The sequence below is a fragment of the Arsenophonus nasoniae DSM 15247 genome (assembly GCF_000429565.1).
GTDB lineage: Bacteria > Pseudomonadota > Gammaproteobacteria > Enterobacterales > Enterobacteriaceae > Arsenophonus > Arsenophonus nasoniae.
In genome coordinates this window covers 1-2531 of the sequence record NZ_AUCC01000174.1, presented here as the reverse complement: position 1 = coordinate 2531, position 2531 = coordinate 1, and the positions used below count along the sequence as shown (strand labels likewise).

Sequence of the window (2531 nt, the reverse complement as noted above, 5' to 3'; positions counted from 1 at the left end):
GATTACGCCACCAAAACAGAATTAACCCAAGGACTGAATACCAAGCTCAATAAAAACGAGAACGGCAAAGATATCCCAGATAAAGAGGATTTTATCAGAAATCTTGGATTGGCAGAAGGTTCTGCTTTGCCGGTAGGTGTGCCCGTTCCGTGGTCGCGGGAAGAACCACCTGCCGGATGGCTGAAATGCAATGGAGCGAGATTTACAGCGACACAATACCCGAAACTGGCTATTGCCTATCCAGATTTAAGACTACCTGACTTAAGAGGGGAATTCATCAGGGGGTGGGATGACGGCAGGGGTGTTAATCCCGGAAGACAGCTTCTCAGTAGTGAGGTGCAATCAATTCAGCGGCATATTCACAATACGGAAATTAAAACAAACGGAACTTCTGTACAGAAGCCTGGGAACAAGTACAACGTTACGCTACACGCGGGACAAACCGGAGAACTTGACAATTATGCGTGGATGAAAACCACAGATATTCTGGACACTGCCTCGGATGAGACTCGTCCGAGAAATATTGCATTTAACTATATCGTGAGGGCGGTATAATGACACAGGCAATTCTGAATGAAGCTAATATCGCAACGACTGCTGGCAAAATAACCGTATTTAATTATGACCAGACAACCGGGGAGTACCTGTCATCATCATCTGAATATCTGGCGGAAGGCGTAGGGATTCCAGCTGGTTCCTGTACTGATGAACCGTATAAAAATAAAAAAGGATTTGCCGTTTGCCGGACAACTGATTTCACTGCATGGGAATACATTGTTGATCATCGCGGTACAAAAGTGTATGACATCACTACTGCTCAGGTATCCGAAATCCGTGAATTAGGCGACCTGCCGGATGGCGTGACCACCATTACACCGGATGTAGAGTTTCCGAAATGGAACGGTAAAAAGTGGGTAACAGATAAAACAGCAAAAAAGGAAGGCGATATCGAAGCGGCAGAAACCAAAAAGCAAAACCTGATTGCCGAAGTCAGCGCCGAAACCCAGATACTGCAAACAAAACTCGCCCTGAAACGCATTAAGTCGGATGAACTAGAACTGTTAAACGCCTGGCTGGATTATCTGGATTTGCTGGAAGCTGTGGATACCTCCCTCGCGCCGGATATTGATTGGCCACTAAAACCGAATTAAGTTTATCAGCTGAGCCGTATAAAACCCCGTCCTTCAGGGCGGGGATGATGTCAATAAGAATTTTTGACATTTGGATTGTAAGTTGAAATCACATATTAGGAGTAAATAGCAATTTATTAAAAAGATTGGACAACCTTACTTCTACGAATAAAAAGGTTACTGCCCCACCAATTAATGCTGAAATCAGTATAATTGAGAAGAATATAACGATATTGTCTGTGAAACTACTAATCATCATTGCCACCGGACTAAGAATAAAGGCGTGAGAAAGATATAATGAGTACGAACTATCCCCAATGAAATTAAGTGAGCATCTAATAATGCTTGGGATTTTCTTACACCATGACCAGAGTACAATAAAACCAAGAGTAATGAAGCAAGTAGGAATACCGACATAAAAATAACGATTATAAGTACTTATATAAAAAGCATTTTTTGGCTGTAAAAATATAACACCTAAGCCAATACACACTGACACTAATGAAATTAATATCCTGTACTTATGGTTTATTATTATTTTATATGCGTAATAAATAAAAATACCGAAACAAAACTCAAGCAACAATGTATTTGTAATAAAATCAATGTAAATGTTACTTTTCATGCAAAGACCAGATAAAACTAAAACAGCAATTACTAATGAGACAACTGCATTTCTGGTTGTATAGCTAATAAGAATTGATAGTGAGTATATAGCATAAAACAAAATCTCATATGACAATGTCCATCCATTTTGCAAAAGAAATTTGCCTGATGTTGGGATAAGCATAAAAGATGAGATTATATCCGTCTTGCCACCGCTGCTATTGACCAGTGCTGGGTTAATTAACCAAATAACCAATGCCAAAGTTGTCAGAAACCAATAAAGTGGTAATATCCTGACAACTCTTTTTTTCAAAAAAACAGAAAAAGATACTTTTTTTCCTTCCGTTGAATGGCACATCACAAAACCTGAAATTATAAAAAACAAATCGACACCAAATCCTAAAATATTATAATTTTGTGATTCTATAAAATTGTACTGATAACATTTAAATAATGTGTGTTGTGCAACAACCAATAATGCAGCAATCCCACGCAATATCTGAATTGATTCTAATCTCTTTTTTACCACATAACTTCCTTTTGTATATTAAATATGTGATTTATTTTTTTTAAATCCAGCTTTAAGGGTTACCTGATTTTATCAGGTAGTTTTTATTAATGACTCGGGCTAAATCGGTATTTTTTACGTTCTTCGAGCACCTCACCTGTTTCTTTGGCTTTTTTCTCAGCCTCAAAAAACCCGTGGACTATTTCACCGTCTGGAAATCGCCAAGCGTCGCCTGTTCCGTTGGCCAGTCTTGCCATCCAAACATCGCTATCTTTTTTGGCTGGAAT

Annotated in this window: 4 protein-coding genes; 2 read left to right on the top strand and 2 right to left on the bottom strand. The window is 38.9% G+C overall.

What is annotated here, in order from left to right; translation table 11 throughout:
• The coding region (locus G468_RS0117040; RefSeq protein WP_162143443.1) for a phage tail protein at positions 1 to 555 on the top strand (555 nt) is incomplete at its 5' end.
• Positions 555 to 1151, top strand: coding sequence for a tail fiber assembly protein (locus G468_RS0117035; RefSeq protein ID WP_026824043.1), 597 nt, complete (start codon positions 555 to 557; stop codon positions 1149 to 1151). The genes G468_RS0117040 and G468_RS0117035, both read left to right, overlap by 1 nt.
• An 88-nt stretch (positions 1152 to 1239) precedes the next feature.
• Here G468_RS0117035 and G468_RS0117030 read toward each other — a convergent pair whose 3' ends face one another.
• Together G468_RS0117030 and G468_RS24290 are read right to left on the bottom strand one after the other, a co-directional pair.
• The gene (locus G468_RS0117030; RefSeq protein WP_026824042.1) at positions 1240 to 2265 is read right to left on the bottom strand and encodes an acyltransferase family protein; all 1026 of its coding nucleotides are present in this window, start codon (positions 2263 to 2265) and stop codon (positions 1240 to 1242) included.
• An 86-nt stretch (positions 2266 to 2351) separates the two neighbouring features.
• Positions 2352 to 2531 (bottom strand): hypothetical protein (locus G468_RS24290; RefSeq protein ID WP_026824041.1); only part of this gene is annotated, 180 nt, incomplete at its 5' end.